At 42.5% G+C, this 17,202-nt stretch carries 7 protein-coding genes, 18 tRNA genes and 5 rRNA genes; all 30 read right to left on the minus strand.

Annotated features, from left to right (window positions below):
- Positions 1–38: 38 nt before the first annotated feature.
- A tRNA-Ile gene (locus tag NGI30_RS09250) sits at positions 39–115 on the minus strand.
- 106 nt (positions 116–221) lie between these two features.
- Positions 222–1,771 (minus strand): 16S ribosomal RNA (locus tag NGI30_RS09255).
- A 139-nt stretch (positions 1,772–1,910) separates the two neighbouring features.
- Positions 1,911–1,986, minus strand: a tRNA-Ala gene (locus NGI30_RS09260).
- A 13-nt stretch (positions 1,987–1,999) separates the two neighbouring features.
- A tRNA-Pro gene (locus tag NGI30_RS09265) sits at positions 2,000–2,073 on the minus strand.
- A gap of 26 nt (positions 2,074–2,099) precedes the next feature.
- Positions 2,100–2,176, minus strand: a tRNA-Arg gene (locus NGI30_RS09270).
- 12 nt (positions 2,177–2,188) lie between these two features.
- Positions 2,189–2,277, minus strand: a tRNA-Leu gene (locus tag NGI30_RS09275).
- A gap of 7 nt (positions 2,278–2,284) precedes the next feature.
- A tRNA-Gly gene (locus NGI30_RS09280) sits at positions 2,285–2,359 on the minus strand.
- A gap of 14 nt (positions 2,360–2,373) precedes the next feature.
- Positions 2,374–2,446, minus strand: a tRNA-Lys gene (locus NGI30_RS09285).
- A 6-nt stretch (positions 2,447–2,452) separates the two neighbouring features.
- A tRNA-Thr gene (locus NGI30_RS09290) sits at positions 2,453–2,528 on the minus strand.
- 13 nt (positions 2,529–2,541) lie between these two features.
- Positions 2,542–2,617, minus strand: a tRNA-Val gene (locus NGI30_RS09295).
- Positions 2,618–2,625: 8 nt separating this feature from the next.
- A 5S ribosomal RNA gene (gene rrf, locus NGI30_RS09300) occupies positions 2,626–2,740 on the minus strand.
- A 77-nt stretch (positions 2,741–2,817) separates the two neighbouring features.
- Positions 2,818–5,739: ribosomal RNA gene (locus NGI30_RS09305) — 23S ribosomal RNA — on the minus strand.
- A 163-nt stretch (positions 5,740–5,902) separates the two neighbouring features.
- A tRNA-Ile gene (locus NGI30_RS09310) sits at positions 5,903–5,979 on the minus strand.
- Between the two features lie 106 nt (positions 5,980–6,085).
- A 16S ribosomal RNA gene (locus NGI30_RS09315) occupies positions 6,086–7,635 on the minus strand.
- A gap of 139 nt (positions 7,636–7,774) precedes the next feature.
- A tRNA-Ala gene (locus NGI30_RS09320) sits at positions 7,775–7,850 on the minus strand.
- A 13-nt stretch (positions 7,851–7,863) separates the two neighbouring features.
- Positions 7,864–7,937 (minus strand) — tRNA-Pro (locus tag NGI30_RS09325).
- A 26-nt stretch (positions 7,938–7,963) separates the two neighbouring features.
- A tRNA-Arg gene (locus NGI30_RS09330) sits at positions 7,964–8,040 on the minus strand.
- A gap of 12 nt (positions 8,041–8,052) precedes the next feature.
- A tRNA-Leu gene (locus NGI30_RS09335) sits at positions 8,053–8,141 on the minus strand.
- A gap of 7 nt (positions 8,142–8,148) precedes the next feature.
- Positions 8,149–8,223: transfer RNA gene (locus NGI30_RS09340), tRNA-Gly, on the minus strand.
- A gap of 14 nt (positions 8,224–8,237) precedes the next feature.
- Positions 8,238–8,310, minus strand: a tRNA-Lys gene (locus tag NGI30_RS09345).
- 6 nt (positions 8,311–8,316) lie between these two features.
- Positions 8,317–8,392 (minus strand) — tRNA-Thr (locus tag NGI30_RS09350).
- A 13-nt stretch (positions 8,393–8,405) separates the two neighbouring features.
- Positions 8,406–8,481: transfer RNA gene (locus tag NGI30_RS09355), tRNA-Val, on the minus strand.
- A gap of 13 nt (positions 8,482–8,494) precedes the next feature.
- Positions 8,495–8,609, minus strand: a 5S ribosomal RNA gene (gene rrf / locus NGI30_RS09360).
- The 16S, 23S and 5S rRNA genes sit together here with 18 tRNA genes alongside, the layout of an rRNA operon.
- Positions 8,610–9,036: 427 nt before the next feature.
- A complete protein-coding gene (gene lysS / locus NGI30_RS09365) occupies positions 9,037–10,524 on the minus strand; it encodes a lysine--tRNA ligase (protein WP_251943461.1) in 1,488 nt (495 codons plus the stop codon).
- A 350-nt stretch (positions 10,525–10,874) separates the two neighbouring features.
- On the minus strand, positions 10,875–11,360 hold the full coding sequence (gene folK, locus NGI30_RS09370) for a 2-amino-4-hydroxy-6-hydroxymethyldihydropteridine diphosphokinase (RefSeq protein ID WP_251520992.1): 486 nt from the start codon (positions 11,358–11,360) through the stop codon (positions 10,875–10,877).
- Positions 11,360–11,725, minus strand: coding sequence for a dihydroneopterin aldolase (folB, locus tag NGI30_RS09375; RefSeq protein WP_251520994.1), 366 nt, complete (start codon positions 11,723–11,725; stop codon positions 11,360–11,362). Before folB ends, folK begins: the two co-directional genes overlap by 1 nt.
- A complete protein-coding gene (folP, locus tag NGI30_RS09380) occupies positions 11,703–12,506 on the minus strand; it encodes a dihydropteroate synthase (RefSeq protein ID WP_251520998.1) in 804 nt (267 codons plus the stop codon). Before folP ends, folB begins: the two co-directional genes overlap by 23 nt.
- Positions 12,507–12,685: 179 nt before the next feature.
- The gene (cysK, locus tag NGI30_RS09385) at positions 12,686–13,618 is read right to left on the minus strand and encodes a cysteine synthase A (protein ID WP_251521001.1); all 933 of its coding nucleotides are present in this window, start codon (positions 13,616–13,618) and stop codon (positions 12,686–12,688) included.
- A gap of 139 nt (positions 13,619–13,757) precedes the next feature.
- Entirely contained in the window at positions 13,758–14,639 is an 882-nt protein-coding gene (gene hslO / locus NGI30_RS09390; protein ID WP_251521004.1) for an Hsp33 family molecular chaperone HslO, read from the minus strand.
- 169 nt (positions 14,640–14,808) lie between these two features.
- Positions 14,809–16,911: an ATP-dependent zinc metalloprotease FtsH gene (gene ftsH / locus NGI30_RS09395; RefSeq protein WP_251943464.1), complete on the minus strand. Its 2,103-nt coding sequence runs from the start codon at positions 16,909–16,911 to the stop codon at positions 14,809–14,811.
- Positions 16,912–17,202 lie beyond the last annotated feature (291 nt).

Below are 17,202 nucleotides of genomic sequence, written 5' to 3' on the forward strand. Positions count from 1 at the left end.
ATTATTTTACTTATTTATCTAGTTTTCAATGTACAAAATGGTGGGCCTAAGTGGACTCGAACCACCGACCTCACGCTTATCAGGCGTGCGCTCTAACCAGCTGAGCTATAGGCCCATTTCTATAATATTTTAAATACTCTGATGAGCATTCAAAACTGAATACAATATGTCAATGTTATTCCGTTTCATCTTCGTAGAAGATGTTCCGAATATATCCTTAGAAAGGAGGTGATCCAGCCGCACCTTCCGATACGGCTACCTTGTTACGACTTCACCCCAATCATTTGTCCCACCTTCGACGGCTAGCTCCAAAGGTTACTCCACCGGCTTCGGGTGTTACAAACTCTCGTGGTGTGACGGGCGGTGTGTACAAGACCCGGGAACGTATTCACCGTAGCATGCTGATCTACGATTACTAGCGATTCCAGCTTCATGTAGTCGAGTTGCAGACTACAATCCGAACTGAGAACAACTTTATGGGATTTGCTTGACCTCGCGGTTTAGCTGCCCTTTGTATTGTCCATTGTAGCACGTGTGTAGCCCAAATCATAAGGGGCATGATGATTTGACGTCATCCCCACCTTCCTCCGGTTTGTCACCGGCAGTCAGCCTAGAGTGCCCAACTTAATGATGGCAACTAAGCTTAAGGGTTGCGCTCGTTGCGGGACTTAACCCAACATCTCACGACACGAGCTGACGACAACCATGCACCACCTGTCACTTTGTCCCCCGAAGGGGAAAACTCTATCTCTAGAGCGATCAAAGGATGTCAAGATTTGGTAAGGTTCTTCGCGTTGCTTCGAATTAAACCACATGCTCCACCGCTTGTGCGGGTCCCCGTCAATTCCTTTGAGTTTCAACCTTGCGGTCGTACTCCCCAGGCGGAGTGCTTAATGCGTTAGCTGCAGCACTAAGGGGCGGAAACCCCCTAACACTTAGCACTCATCGTTTACAGCGTGGACTACCAGGGTATCTAATCCTGTTTGATCCCCACGCTTTCGCACATCAGCGTCAGTTGCAGACCAGAAAGTCGCCTTCGCCACTGGTGTTCCTCCATATCTCTGCGCATTTCACCGCTACACATGGAATTCCACTTTCCTCTTCTGCACTCAAGTTTTCCAGTTTCCAATGACCATCCACGGTTGAGCCGTGGGCTTTCACATCAGACTTAAAAAACCGCCTACGCGCGCTTTACGCCCAATAATTCCGGATAACGCTTGCCACCTACGTATTACCGCGGCTGCTGGCACGTAGTTAGCCGTGGCTTTCTGATTAGGTACCGTCAAGACGCGCACAGTTACTTACGCATTTGTTCTTCCCTAATAACAGAGCTTTACGATCCGAAGACCTTCATCACTCACGCGGCGTTGCTCCGTCAGGCTTTCGCCCATTGCGGAAGATTCCCTACTGCTGCCTCCCGTAGGAGTCTGGACCGTGTCTCAGTTCCAGTGTGGCCGATCACCCTCTCAGGTCGGCTACGTATCGTTGCCTTGGTAAGCCGTTACCTTACCAACTAGCTAATACGGCGCGGGTCCATCCATAAGTGATAGCAAGGCCATCTTTCACTTTAGAACCATGCGGTTCTAAATATTATCCGGCATTAGCCCCGGTTTCCCGGAGTTATTCCAGTCTTATGGGTAGGTTACCCACGTGATACTCACCCGTCCGCCGCTAACGTCAAAGGAGCAAGCTCCTTATCTGTTCGCTCGACTTGCATGTATTAGGCACGCCGCCAGCGTTCATCCTGAGCCAGGATCAAACTCTCCATAAAAATTTATGATGTTTGATTAGCTCATAATACTAAATGTGTTTCTTCAACACTTGTTAAATCAACAATAAATTGTTGTTTTTCGGAATTAACGTTGACATATTGTCATTCAGTTTTCAATGTTCATTTGATATTTCAAAAATGGTGGAGACTAGCGGGATCGAACCGCTGACCTCCTGCGTGCAAAGCAGGCGCTCTCCCAGCTGAGCTAAGCCCCCATTATTTAAAGAGTCGGGAAGACAGGATTCGAACCTGCGACCCCTTGGTCCCAAACCAAGTGCTCTACCAAGCTGAGCTACTTCCCGTATATAATTAAAGGGTTCTATTTAAATGGCGCGCCCGATAGGAGTCGAACCCATAACCTCTTGATCCGTAGTCAAGCACTCTATCCAGTTGAGCTACGGGCGCAATATTAAAAGATGGTGCCGAGGACCGGAATCGAACCGGTACGGTGATCTCTCACCGCAGGATTTTAAGTCCTGTGCGTCTGCCAGTTCCGCCACCCCGGCAAAATAATGGAGCAGAAGACGGGATTCGAACCCGCGACCCCAACCTTGGCAAGGTTGTATTCTACCGCTGAACTACTTCTGCTTAATGAAACTGTATGAGCCATAGAGGATTCGAACCTCTGACCCTCTGATTAAAAGTCAGATGCTCTACCAACTGAGCTAATGGCTCAAAACATGGTGCCGGCCAGAGGACTTGAACCCCCAACCTACTGATTACAAGTCAGTTGCTCTACCAGTTGAGCTAGGCCGGCTAATGTATTTAAATGGTGGAGGATGACGGGTTCGAACCGCCGACCCCCTGCTTGTAAGGCAGATGCTCTCCCAGCTGAGCTAATCCTCCGAATAATTGCCTGGCAACGTCCTACTCTTGCGGAACGTAAGTCCGACTACCATCGGCGCTAAGGATCTTAACTTCTGTGTTCGACATGGGAACAGGTGTGACCTCCTTGCCATTGTCACCAGACAATGCAATGTATGAAATTATACATTCAAAACTAGATAATAAGTAAAATGAATGAAACCAAACAAAACGTTTAAAAATTGATTAAGTCTTCGATCGATTAGTATTCGTCAGCTCCACGTATCGCTACGCTTCCACCTCGAACCTATTAACCTCATCATCTTTGAGGGATCTTATAACCGAAGTTGGGAAATCTCATCTTGAGGGGGGCTTCATGCTTAGATGCTTTCAGCACTTATCCCGTCCATACATAGCTACCCAGCGATGCCGTTGGCACGACAACTGGTACACCAGAGGTATGTCCATCCCGGTCCTCTCGTACTAAGGACAGCTCCTCTCAAATTTCCTACGCCCACGACGGATAGGGACCGAACTGTCTCACGACGTTCTGAACCCAGCTCGCGTACCGCTTTAATGGGCGAACAGCCCAACCCTTGGGACCGACTACAGCCCCAGGATGCGATGAGCCGACATCGAGGTGCCAAACCTCCCCGTCGATGTGAACTCTTGGGGGAGATAAGCCTGTTATCCCCGGGGTAGCTTTTATCCGTTGAGCGATGGCCCTTCCATGCGGAACCACCGGATCACTAAGTCCGTCTTTCGACCCTGCTCGACTTGTAGGTCTCGCAGTCAAGCTTCCTTATGCCTTTACACTCTATGAATGATTTCCAACCATTCTGAGGAAACCTTTGAGCGCCTCCGTTACTCTTTAGGAGGCGACCGCCCCAGTCAAACTGCCCATCTGACACTGTCTCCCACCATGATTAATGGTGCGGGTTAGAAATCCAACACAGCAAGGGTAGTATCCCACCAACGCCTCCACGTAAGCTAGCGCTCACGTTTCTAAGGCTCCTACCTATCCTGTACAAGCTGTGCCGAATTTCAATATCAGACTACAGTAAAGCTCCACGGGGTCTTTCCGTCCTGTCGCGGGTAACCTGCATCTTCACAGGTACTATGATTTCACCGAGTCTCTCGTTGAGACAGTGCCCAAATCGTTACGCCTTTCGTGCGGGTCGGAACTTACCCGACAAGGAATTTCGCTACCTTAGGACCGTTATAGTTACGGCCGCCGTTTACTGGGGCTTCGATTCGTGGCTTCGCAGAAGCTAACCACTCCTCTTAACCTTCCAGCACCGGGCAGGCGTCAGCCCCTATACATCACCTTACGGTTTAGCAGAGACCTGTGTTTTTGATAAACAGTCGCTTGGGCCTATTCACTGCGGCTCTCCTGGGCTTGCACCCTAAAGAGCACCCCTTCTCCCGAAGTTACGGGGTCATTTTGCCGAGTTCCTTAACGAGAGTTCGCTCGCTCACCTTAGAATTCTCATCTTGACTACCTGTGTCGGTTTGCGGTACGGGCACCAGTATTCTAGCTAGAGACTTTTCTTGGCAGTGTGAAATCAGCGACTCGAGGAAACAATTTCCTCTCCCCATCACAACTTGACCTTATGAGTGTCGGATTTGCCTAACACTCAGTCTTATTGCTTGGACGTGCACTCCAACAGCACGCTTCGCCTATCCTACTGCGTCCTCCCATCGCTTAAAACGAATCATGGTGGTACAGGAATATCAACCTGTTATCCATCGCCTACGCCTGTCGGCCTCAGCTTAGGACCCGACTAACCCAGAGCGGACGAGCCTTCCTCTGGAAACCTTAGTCAATCGGTGGACGGGATTCTCACCCGTCTTTCGCTACTCACACCGGCATTCTCACTTCTAAGCGCTCCACATGTCCTTGCGATCATGCTTCAACGCCCTTAGAACGCTCTCCTACCATTGTCCTACGGACAATCCACAGCTTCGGTAATATGTTTAGCCCCGGTACATTTTCGGCGCAGTGTCACTCGACTAGTGAGCTATTACGCACTCTTTAAATGATGGCTGCTTCTAAGCCAACATCCTAGTTGTCTGGGCAACGCCACATCCTTTTCCACTTAACATATATTTTGGGACCTTAGCTGGTGGTCTGGGCTGTTTCCCTTTCGAACACGGATCTTATCACTCGCGTTCTGACTCCCAAGTTAAATTGATTGGCATTCGGAGTTTGTCTGAATTCGGTAACCCGAGAAGGGCCCCTCGTCCAAACAGTGCTCTACCTCCAATAATCATCACTTGAGGCTAGCCCTAAAGCTATTTCGGAGAGAACCAGCTATCTCCAGGTTCGATTGGAATTTCTCCGCTACCCACAACTCATCCGCTCACTTTTCAACGTAAGTCGGTTCGGCCCTCCATTCAGTGTTACCTGAACTTCAGCCTGGTCATGGGTAGATCACCTGGTTTCGGGTCTACGACCAAATACTCAACGCCCTATTCAGACTCGCTTTCGCTACGGCTCCACATTTGCTGCTTAACCTTGCATCAGATCGTAACTCGCCGGTTCATTCTACAAAAGGCACGCCATCACCCATTAACGGGCTCTGACTACTTGTAAGCACACGGTTTCAAGTTCTATTTCACTCCCCTTCCGGGGTACTTTTCACCTTTCCCTCACGGTACTGGTTCACTATCGGTCACTAGAGAGTATTTAGCCTTAGGAGATGGTCCTCCCAGATTCCGACGGAATTACACGTGCTCCGTCGTACTCAGGATCCACTCAAGAGTGAACAGATTTTCGACTACAGGATTATTACCTTCTCTGATGTAACTTTCCAGTTACTTCGTCTAATCTATTCTTTTCTAACTCCGTAGAGAGTGTCCTACAACCCCAATAAGCAAGCTCATTGGTTTGGGCTCTTCCCGTTTCGCTCGCCGCTACTCAGGGAATCGATTTTTCTTTCTCTTCCTGCGGGTACTAAGATGTTTCAGTTCTCCGCGTCTACCTTCGGATATGCTATGTATTCACATATCGATAACACGACATAACTCGTGTTGGGTTTCCCCATTCGGAAATCTCTGGATCACAGCTTACTTACAGCTCCCCAAAGCATATCGTCGTTAGTAACGTCCTTCATCGGCTTCTAGTGCCAAGGCATTCACCGTGCGCCCTTAATAACTTAATCTATGTTTTTAGTCAAAAGACTAAAAAGCAAACGTTATTAATCTGTGAGTGTTCTTTCGAACACTAGCGATTATTTTTGAATTCAAGCGTATACACGCTATTCACTCGGTTTTGCTTGGTAAAATCATTATTTTACTTATTTATCTAGTTTTCAATGTACAAAATGGTGGGCCTAAGTGGACTCGAACCACCGACCTCACGCTTATCAGGCGTGCGCTCTAACCAGCTGAGCTATAGGCCCATTTCTATAATATTTTAAATACTCTGATGAGCATTCAAAACTGAATACAATATGTCAATGTTATTCCGTTTCATCTTCGTAGAAGATGTTCCGAATATATCCTTAGAAAGGAGGTGATCCAGCCGCACCTTCCGATACGGCTACCTTGTTACGACTTCACCCCAATCATTTGTCCCACCTTCGACGGCTAGCTCCAAAGGTTACTCCACCGGCTTCGGGTGTTACAAACTCTCGTGGTGTGACGGGCGGTGTGTACAAGACCCGGGAACGTATTCACCGTAGCATGCTGATCTACGATTACTAGCGATTCCAGCTTCATGTAGTCGAGTTGCAGACTACAATCCGAACTGAGAACAACTTTATGGGATTTGCTTGACCTCGCGGTTTAGCTGCCCTTTGTATTGTCCATTGTAGCACGTGTGTAGCCCAAATCATAAGGGGCATGATGATTTGACGTCATCCCCACCTTCCTCCGGTTTGTCACCGGCAGTCAGCCTAGAGTGCCCAACTTAATGATGGCAACTAAGCTTAAGGGTTGCGCTCGTTGCGGGACTTAACCCAACATCTCACGACACGAGCTGACGACAACCATGCACCACCTGTCACTTTGTCCCCCGAAGGGGAAAACTCTATCTCTAGAGCGATCAAAGGATGTCAAGATTTGGTAAGGTTCTTCGCGTTGCTTCGAATTAAACCACATGCTCCACCGCTTGTGCGGGTCCCCGTCAATTCCTTTGAGTTTCAACCTTGCGGTCGTACTCCCCAGGCGGAGTGCTTAATGCGTTAGCTGCAGCACTAAGGGGCGGAAACCCCCTAACACTTAGCACTCATCGTTTACAGCGTGGACTACCAGGGTATCTAATCCTGTTTGATCCCCACGCTTTCGCACATCAGCGTCAGTTGCAGACCAGAAAGTCGCCTTCGCCACTGGTGTTCCTCCATATCTCTGCGCATTTCACCGCTACACATGGAATTCCACTTTCCTCTTCTGCACTCAAGTTTTCCAGTTTCCAATGACCATCCACGGTTGAGCCGTGGGCTTTCACATCAGACTTAAAAAACCGCCTACGCGCGCTTTACGCCCAATAATTCCGGATAACGCTTGCCACCTACGTATTACCGCGGCTGCTGGCACGTAGTTAGCCGTGGCTTTCTGATTAGGTACCGTCAAGACGCGCACAGTTACTTACGCATTTGTTCTTCCCTAATAACAGAGCTTTACGATCCGAAGACCTTCATCACTCACGCGGCGTTGCTCCGTCAGGCTTTCGCCCATTGCGGAAGATTCCCTACTGCTGCCTCCCGTAGGAGTCTGGACCGTGTCTCAGTTCCAGTGTGGCCGATCACCCTCTCAGGTCGGCTACGTATCGTTGCCTTGGTAAGCCGTTACCTTACCAACTAGCTAATACGGCGCGGGTCCATCCATAAGTGATAGCAAGGCCATCTTTCACTTTAGAACCATGCGGTTCTAAATATTATCCGGCATTAGCCCCGGTTTCCCGGAGTTATTCCAGTCTTATGGGTAGGTTACCCACGTGATACTCACCCGTCCGCCGCTAACGTCAAAGGAGCAAGCTCCTTATCTGTTCGCTCGACTTGCATGTATTAGGCACGCCGCCAGCGTTCATCCTGAGCCAGGATCAAACTCTCCATAAAAATTTATGATGTTTGATTAGCTCATAATACTAAATGTGTTTCTTCAACACTTGTTAAATCAACAATAAATTGTTGTTTTTCGGAATTAACGTTGACATATTGTCATTCAGTTTTCAATGTTCATTTGATATTTCAAAAATGGTGGAGACTAGCGGGATCGAACCGCTGACCTCCTGCGTGCAAAGCAGGCGCTCTCCCAGCTGAGCTAAGCCCCCATTATTTAAAGAGTCGGGAAGACAGGATTCGAACCTGCGACCCCTTGGTCCCAAACCAAGTGCTCTACCAAGCTGAGCTACTTCCCGTATATAATTAAAGGGTTCTATTTAAATGGCGCGCCCGATAGGAGTCGAACCCATAACCTCTTGATCCGTAGTCAAGCACTCTATCCAGTTGAGCTACGGGCGCAATATTAAAAGATGGTGCCGAGGACCGGAATCGAACCGGTACGGTGATCTCTCACCGCAGGATTTTAAGTCCTGTGCGTCTGCCAGTTCCGCCACCCCGGCAAAATAATGGAGCAGAAGACGGGATTCGAACCCGCGACCCCAACCTTGGCAAGGTTGTATTCTACCGCTGAACTACTTCTGCTTAATGAAACTGTATGAGCCATAGAGGATTCGAACCTCTGACCCTCTGATTAAAAGTCAGATGCTCTACCAACTGAGCTAATGGCTCAAAACATGGTGCCGGCCAGAGGACTTGAACCCCCAACCTACTGATTACAAGTCAGTTGCTCTACCAGTTGAGCTAGGCCGGCTAAAATTTTTAAATGGTGGAGGATGACGGGTTCGAACCGCCGACCCCCTGCTTGTAAGGCAGATGCTCTCCCAGCTGAGCTAATCCTCCAATTTAAGTTAATGCCTGGCAACGTCCTACTCTTGCGGAACGTAAGTCCGACTACCATCGGCGCTAAGGAGCTTAACTTCTGTGTTCGGCATGGGAACAGGTGTGACCTCCTTGCCATTGTCACCAGACAATTAACTTACTTTATACATACTACACTGTTTAATTAACGTTTGCAACAGTTAATTTTACACTTTTTTAAAATTTCTTTTACAGTATATTTACAGTGTTATTATTTTTTCACGTCCTGTTTTTGACGACTTTTTTATATTACTTCATTTTTCTCTATGCGTCAACACTTTTTTAAATATTTTCTAAGATAATCAAAAGACAATTGCTACTTTACAATAATAGTTTGTAAAATTTCTATCTCTTTACATTCAATTCAAAAAGTATTTGACATCTAATTAAAAAGATTTCGTAATCACTTAATTATCTTTAGATAATTAATCGTCTGTTTTTAAGGCTTTAAAAAATATCATAACAAAACATGGACAACTTCACAATAGTAAAAGTTGCCCATGTTCAAATTCTTTAAATTTAATTGTTTATACTTAATTATTTTTGTCTCATGTATGGGAATAATAGTACATCTCTGATTGATGCTGAATCAGTTAATAACATAACAAGACGATCGATACCGATACCTAAACCACCAGTTGGAGGCATACCGTACTCTAATGCTTCAATGTAATCTTCATCCATATCATGCGCTTCGTCATTACCTTGTTCTTTTTCTTCTAATTGGCTTTCAAATCTTTCTCTTTGATCAATTGGGTCATTAAGTTCTGTAAATGCGTTACCATGTTCTCTACCAACAATGAATAATTCAAAACGGTCTGTAAATCGTGGGTCTTCTTCATTTTTCTTCGCTAATGGAGAAATTTCGATTGGGTGACCATATACAAATGTCGGTTGAATTAACGTTTCTTCTACTTTTTGTTCGAAGAATTCATTTAAGATATGACCATATTTCATGTTGTCAGTAATTTCGATGCCATGTTCTTTGGCAAGAGCTTTAGCTTCTTCATCGCTCTTAACTTCATAGAAATCTACACCAGTTGCTTCTTTCACTGCATCTACCATATGCACGCGTTTCCAACTAGATTCTAAGTCTACTTCTACTTCACCGTATGTTAATTTAGCTGTACCACGTACTTGGTTAGAAATATGTCTAATAAGGTTTTCTGTTAAATCCATGATATCTTCGTAATCGGCGTATGCTTCATATAATTCAATCATTGTAAATTCAGGATTGTGGCGTGTAGATACACCTTCGTTACGGAATACACGTCCAATTTCATATACTTTTTCCAATCCACCAACAATTAAACGTTTTAAATGTAATTCGATTGCGATTCTCATGTATAAAGTAGCGTCTAATGCATTATGATGCGTTACGAACGGTCTTGCTGCTGCACCACCTGCGATTTGGTGCATCATAGGCGTTTCTACTTCTAAGAATCCGTTTTGATTTAGATAGTTACGCATTTCTTGTAGGATTTTACTTCTATTAATAAACGTTTGTGTACTATCTTGATTTGTAATTAAATCTAGGTAACGTTGACGATAGCGTTGTTCTACGTCTTGTAGACCATGGAATTTATCTGGTAATGGGCGTAGTGATTTAGTTAGTAACGTGAATGATTTAGCTTTTACAGAAAGCTCACCCGTGTTTGTTTTAAACATTACACCTTCAATGCCGACGATATCTCCTAAATCAGCAGCTTTCCATAACTCAAATTGTTCTTCTCCAACTTGGTCTTTTCTTACATAAATTTGAATTTGTCCTGACAAATCTTGTACGTGAGCAAATCCAGCTTTCCCTTTACCACGTTTTGTCATTAAACGACCAGCGATACTTACTTGGCTCTCATCTTCTTTTTCTTTCAATTCTTCTTTTGAAAATTGATCCCAATCTTCGTGTAATGGAGCCGCCATTGATGATCTATCGAACTTTTTACCGAACGGGTCAATCCCTAAATCGTAAAGTTCTTGTAATTTTTGACGACGGACTTGCATTTGGTCATTCATTTCTTCTGACATATTTGCCTCTCCTTTATGCTTTTTGGTCTATTTTTTGAGATTTCCATTTGGAAATTTTTTAAAATCTCTAGCATGTGTTGCTTCGCACTTCATGGTTAATGCTATTCTCACTTTAAAATTATCTCTTACACTTTCAAAGTATCCTGAAGCATATTTCCACACTTCAGTTGCGACAACTCTCTCACTTATTAATTCTACTAGACGGCGAGAATGTAATAAAGCAATTTATACTTTTTGTGCTGAAAACACCTCAATAATTACATTTGTGAGTTATTCGATTTCTTTCGCACTCTCCAATCACAATTGCCACCACGCCTTATGTCATCTACTATTATTCCGAACAGGAATCCTTAAACGTCACTCTGATACTGCTTAACAGTATCGTCAGTTTTCACTAGTTGACTAATCTTTTTGTGTGATTGTGGCTCAATCACGTCAGATGCTATATCATTTAAAGGTATAAGAACAAACGCGCGTTCCAACATACGTGGATGTGGAATGATTAAATCATCTTGTTCTACAGTGAGATTACCATAAATTAATATATCAACATCTAGTGTTCTAGGTCCCCATCGTATATCTCTCACACGATGCAGTTGTTGTTCTGTATCGAGACAAGCCTTCAATAAGTCTGAAGGCGGCAACACTGTTTGAACCTCTATGCATTGATTTAAAAATTGTGGTTGGTCGGTATAGCCAACCGGATCTGTTTCATAGATTGGCGATGTTTGTGCAACTTGTATCCCTTCTTTATTATCTAAAATACGAATGGCTTCTTCAAGTTGTGTTTCACGATCACCAATATTACTTCCTAAACCTAAATATGCATTAACCATTAGTGATTCACCCTCACTATTTCAACACCTACGCCTTTGTAATGTCCAGGTATCGGTGGATTTGTTTTAGTGATGCTTACTTTTGTTTCCATTACACGATTATAGTGTGAATTTATACGTTTTGCAATACGTTCAGCAAGATGCTCTAGCAATTGCACAGGTTTGCCTTCCATAATTTCTTTAACGTGTTCATATACTTCACCGTAATTCACTGTATCATTAACATCGTCTGTCTCCCCTGCTGTAGATAAGTCCAGTTTCATAGCCACATCTACGCTGAAGATTTGCCCTATTTCATTTTCAGCAGGAAGAACCCCATGATAACCATAAAAATCCATACCATTAAGAAAGATTGTGTCGTTCATTTTCATTCTCCTTTAATATATCCATACTTTCAGCTATACGTGCATTCAATTGTACATTATGAACGCGAACACCTTGCACACCTTTCATAATCCCGTATGCCGTTGTTGCTGCTGTAGCTTCATCTCGCTCCTTAGCAGGTAAATCTTCATGCATGATGGTTTTTATAAAGCGTTTACGACTGGTCGCTAAGAGGACAGGATATTCTGTAGCAACTAGTTCATCAAGTCGCTTCATTACTTCATTCTCTTCCTCTCTAGACTTAGCAAAACCAATCCCCGGATCTATCCAAACATGTTCTTTTGGAATACCTTTCATTTCAGCTCTATGCGCTTGTTTTAATAAATAAACTAACATTTCTTCAACAACTGGTTCATCCCGTGTTCCATCTCCATTATGCATCAGTACAATCTCGCCTTTATATTTGGCAACTACATCAAATATACGTTCATCAAATAGGCCTGCCCATTGGTCATTTATCATCGTAACGCCTTGTTCCATCGCCGCTTCAGCAACTTCACTACGAAATGTATCAACAGATAACTGGACGTCAAATTTCGACAGAGCTTTAACAATAGGCATTACACGGTCTAACTCTTCTTCTAAACTCACTTCAGAGTGTCCGGGACGTGTAGATACACCTCCGATATCGATGATGTCTACGCCTTCTTTAATCATCTCTTCAGCACGTTTAACTGCATGTTCAATTGTTTGATACTGTCCACCATCAGAAAACGAATCTGGTGTTACGTTTAGAATACCCATTATTTTTGTATGTGTCATAGTCGGTCGTCTTCCTTTCACTTTCAGGACTTATTATTTATACACTTACATTCTATAATAACGTTAAATAATATTTTTTTCAGTATGTATGAACCATTTTCCTAAGTCACCAGTAGTTATTTAAAATAATAAAAACCGATCACACAACTATTTGTGTGACCGGCTTCAATATATAATGATTAATCATCAAAAGAATATAGCGGTGTTGATAGGTAACGTTCACCATTACTTGGTAATACAGTAACAACTGTTTTACCTTTACCTAATTGTTTAGCTTTTTCAAGCGCTGCGTAAATTGCTGCACCAGATGAAATACCACCAAGGATACCTTCTGCTTTAGCTACTTTACGCGCCATTTCCATCGCTGTTTCATTTCCAACTTTGATAATTTCGTTATAAATGTTTGTGTTTAATGTGTCAGGAACGAAACCTGCACCAAGACCTTGTAATTTATGAGGACCTGCTTCTCCACCACTTAATACTGGAGAATCTTCAGGCTCAATTGCGATAATGTCGATATCTGGATATTTTTCTTTTAACACTTTACCTGCACCAGTTAAAGTACCACCAGTACCAACACCTGCTAAGAATGCATCAATTGTTTTACCTTCAAATTGTTCAACGAGTTCAGGGCCAGTTGTTAATTCGTGCACGCGAGGGTTTGCTTGGTTTTCGAATTGTTGAGGTTCGAAATAACCGTGCTCTTCTTTTAATTCTTTGGCTTTTTTAATCGCACCTTTCATCGCTTCTGAACCTGGTGTTAACACGACTTGAGCACCATAAGCTTTCAATAAGTTTCTTCTTTCTTGACTCATTGTTTCTGGCATTGTGAATACAGCATTATATCCTTTCGCTGCACATACAAATGCAAGTCCAATACCTGTGTTACCACTTGTTGGTTCTACAATCGTATCACCTGGTTTAATCTTTCCTGATTTTTCAGCGTCTTCAATCATAGCTAATGCAATACGATCTTTAACTGAACCGCCTGGATTTTGATATTCAAGTTTTACGTATACGTCTGCTGCATCTTCATCTACAACATTATTTAACTTAACGACTGGTGTTTCTCCAATGATTTCTACAATATTATTTACTGGTTTTTTAGTCATGTATATTACCCCTTTTCAAAAAAGTGTTAAAACCTAGTTCTCTAATCGGATATACTTTGTATTTTATCAGATTTTTCTGTAAATACAACTATGACCACTTATATTTTAAATATCTCGTTTAAAAATAAGCTCAATTAAATTATTTCATGCTTTGCAGTAATTCTTCAAGTTCTTCTTCTGAGTAGTGATATTTACTGCGACAGAAATGACATTCAGCTTCTGCGCCATGGTCTACTTCAATCATATTTTGGATTTCTGCTTCACCTAATCCTTTAATCGCTGTTAAGAATTTCTCATGGCCACAATTACATTCAAATTGTGCTGGCATCTCTTCAAGAATTTGAACATTGTCTTTTCCTAATACTTCATACAAAATTTCCTCAGGCGTTAACCCTTGATCAATTAATTTAGAGACTGGCGTCATATTAGTGATAGATTCTTCTAATTGACGGATTGTTTCATCTTCTGCACCAGGCATAACTTGTATAATAAAGCCGCCTGCAGCTTTTATCGTATTATCAGGATTTACTAGGACCCCGAGACCAACTGATGATGGAACTTGTTCACTTTTTGCAAAATAGTAAGTGAAATCATCGCCTAATTCACCTGAAACTAATTCACTTGAACCCGAAAAGTAATCTTTCATTCCAACATCTTTAATGACAGTAAGCGCCCCTTGTGTCCCTACAGCGCGACTAACGTCTAATTTACCAACACTATTTAATGGAAAGTGTGTTTGAGGGTTAGTCACATAACCACGTACGTTACCTTGTGCATCGGCATCTGCAGTGATCTTACCAATCGGGCCGCCACCTTCTACGGTTACTGTTAATTTTTGATCACCACTTAACATCGCTCCCATCATGACAGTAGCAGTCATTGTTCTACCTATTGCGGCAGATGCTGTTGGCCAAGTGTAATGCTTTGTTTGTGCTTCTTGCACAGTATTTGTTGTTAACGCACTATATGCTCTGATTTGTCCACCATAAGCAAGTGCTTTAATCATATAATCATTTGCCATCACTTATAACTCCTTTATCCTTTCATTCATTTAACGCATTTTTTGCTAACAATGTTTATGCTTTATTTTACTTTTTAACTGTTAAAATTGCTAAGCATTTGTTTTAGCATAGCAAAAATAAACAACCCCTTACTACTGATATTCAGTAATAAGGGGTTGATTGAAAGCATTAGTCTCTATTGCTTGGATCGTTTGGATCACTTGGGTTGCTCGGTTTATCAATGTTTGGAGCTTGTTCGTGACCAGTGTCCTCACTTGGTTCTGAACTTGAATCATCGTCTTGAGAACGATCTTGATCATCATTACGGTAACCTGGTTGTTTTTTACCTAATTCAGATTGTTCTCTGCGAACATCTTCATATGACTTACCATATTTACCATCTTCAAATTCAGTGTCGTCTTTACTTACAACTTCTGCTGAATCGTAATCTACATCTGGTAACACGCCATCGTTGAATAATGATTTAATTTGTTCAGCAACCAATGTTTCTTCTTTAAGTAATGCTTCAGCAATTAATAGTAATTGTTGTTTATGTTCTAACAAGATATTCTTACAACGTTCATATTGTTCTTTAACGATACGTTGTACTTCTTTGTCAATTTCATATGCAATTTGACCTGAGTAATCAGGGTCGTCTTGCATGTCTTTACCTAAGAATACTTGACCACTGCCACCGCTTGAGAATTGAAGAGGTCCAAGTTTCTTACTCATACCATATTCAGTAACCATTTGACGTGCAATTTTAGTCGCACGTTCGAAGTCATTTGAAGCACCTGTTGATACTTCGTTAAAGTTAATGTCTTCTGAAACTCGACCACCTAATAGACCACAGATTTTATCGAGTAACTCTGGTTCTGTCATTAAGAAACGGTCTTGTTTAGGTAACATCATCGCATAGCCACCAGCTTGGCCACGAGGTACAATCGTTACTTTGTGTACGACTTCTGCTTCATCAAGTACCATACCAATAATTGTATGTCCTGCTTCGTGGTGTGCCACGATGTTACGTTCTTTATCAGAAATAACACGTGATTTTTTAGCTGGACCTGCGATAACTCTGTCTGTCGCTTCTTCTATATCACGCATGTCGATTTTCTTTTTACCTTCACGTACTGCAACTAATGATGCCTCGTTAAGTAGGTTTTCTAAATCTGCACCTGAGAAACCAGGCGTTCTTTGTGAAATTGCTTTAAGGTCAACTGTTTCATCAAGTGGTTTATTTCTTGAATGAACATGAAGAATAGCTTCACGACCTTTAACATCAGGTCTGCCGACTTGAATTTGTCTATCAAAACGACCTGGACGTAATAAAGCTGGGTCGAGAATATCTGGTCTGTTTGTAGCAGCAATCATAATGATGCCTTCATTTTCACCAAAGCCATCCATTTCAACAAGAAGTTGGTTAAGCGTTTGTTCACGTTCATCGTGACCGCCACCAACACCTGCGCCACGTTGACGACCAACTGCATCAATCTCATCAATAAAGATGATACATGGTGCGTTTTTCTTGGCATTTTCGAATAAGTCACGTACACGGCTCGCACCGACACCCACAAACATCTCAACAAAGTCTGAACCACTGATTGAGAAGAATGGTGTACCAGCTTCACCTGCAACTGCACGTGCTAATAACGTCTTACCTGTACCTGGTGGGCCGACTAATAGCACACCTTTAGGTATTCTAGAGCCCATCTGTTTAAATTGCTTATTATCTTTTAAGAAATCGACTATTTCTACGAGTTCTTGTTTTTCTTCATCTGCACCAGCAACATCTGAGAAGCGAACGCGTTTTTTCTGGCTATCGTACATCTTCGCTTTGGATTTACCAAAGTTCATCATACGGCCACCACCGCCGCCACCGCCTTGAGCTTGGCTTAAGAAGAAAATAAATAATAAAGCGATAACTAAGACTGGGATAAGTGATGTTAGAATACTAACAAATACACTTTGTTTTTCTTCCTCTTTAACTGTAAAATTTAATCCATTTTGACTACGTGCTTTATCAGTTATTTTTTCAAGTTCTTTATCATTATTATATAAAATGGTTGAAGAGTAATCTTCACCTTTTTTCGTTTCACCACTTACCATATATACGTTTTGTTCTGGTTGGATTTTAAGTGATTTTAATTCACCTTTATCTAACTGCTTAACAAATTGCTTATATGTAAGTTGTTTCGGCATATTTCCATTACCGTTTAACCATGAAAATAAGCCAAATATAATAACACCAATGATTGCGATAACTAGCACATTACGAAAGGCCTTCTGCATGCATTGTTTCCTCCTACTTCAATAATAAAACTAACAAAAATTGTAACACAAATCGCCTTGAATAGGCTAGTATTTCAACTTTTGTATTTAAGTTACAATTCTCTATAAATTTTAAAATAGAGTTATTTAAATTTCCTACTACATAAGTTTCATGTCTTAAAACTATTGTCTACAATTTCCCAAAAACATCAACTATATCCCAATTCGCTTAATTACGACTAATGGTATACTATTCTATCATCAATTTATATATAATTAAACATAAGCGATTTACTAAATATCACAAAGTAA

The sequence above is a fragment of the Staphylococcus sp. Marseille-Q5304 genome, assembly GCF_943737015.1.
Lineage (GTDB): Bacteria > Bacillota > Bacilli > Staphylococcales > Staphylococcaceae > Staphylococcus > Staphylococcus hsinchuensis.

Bases quoted from the DNA above. Each gene is read 5' to 3' on its own strand.
- folP (WP_251520998.1), bottom strand. From the start codon at position 12,506: ATGACACATACAAAAATAATGGGTATTCTAAACGTAACACCAGATTCG.
- cysK (WP_251521001.1), bottom strand. From the start codon at position 13,618: ATGACTAAAAAACCAGTAAATAATATTGTAGAAATCATTGGAGAAACA.
- hslO (WP_251521004.1), bottom strand. From the start codon at position 14,639: ATGGCAAATGATTATATGATTAAAGCACTTGCTTATGGTGGACAAATC.
- ftsH (WP_251943464.1), bottom strand. From the start codon at position 16,911: ATGCAGAAGGCCTTTCGTAATGTGCTAGTTATCGCAATCATTGGTGTT.
- lysS (WP_251943461.1), bottom strand. From the start codon at position 10,524: ATGTCAGAAGAAATGAATGACCAAATGCAAGTCCGTCGTCAAAAATTA.
- folB (WP_251520994.1), bottom strand. From the start codon at position 11,725: ATGAACGACACAATCTTTCTTAATGGTATGGATTTTTATGGTTATCAT.
- folK (WP_251520992.1), bottom strand. From the start codon at position 11,360: ATGGTTAATGCATATTTAGGTTTAGGAAGTAATATTGGTGATCGTGAA.